This is a genomic window from Anaerobacillus sp. 1_MG-2023 (assembly GCF_030547345.1).
GTDB lineage: Bacteria > Bacillota > Bacilli > Bacillales > Guptibacillaceae > Guptibacillus > Guptibacillus hwajinpoensis_B.
On the sequence record NZ_JAUORD010000127.1, the window covers coordinates 1 to 264 of the forward strand.

General features: G+C 56.4%; 1 rRNA gene. It reads right to left on the reverse strand.

Annotation, left to right across the window (positions count from 1 at the left end):
- Positions 1-264: ribosomal RNA gene (locus Q4550_RS23560) — 16S ribosomal RNA — on the reverse strand; the annotation flags it as partial.

Genomic DNA, 264 nt, shown 5'->3' on the forward strand with positions numbered 1-264 from the left:
GAATGCCACTCTCCTCGTCTGCACTCAAGTCCTCCAGTGTCCACTGACCCTCCACGGTTGAGCCGTGGGCTTTCACATCAGACTTAAAAGACCGCCTGCGCGCGCTTTACGCCCAATACTTCCGGACAACGCTTGCCACCTACGTATTACCGCGGCTGCTGGCACGTAGTTAGCCGTGGCTTTCTGGTTAGGGACCGTCAAGGTACCGCCCTATTCGAACGGTACTTGGTCTTCCCTAACAACAGAGCTTTACGACCCGAAGGC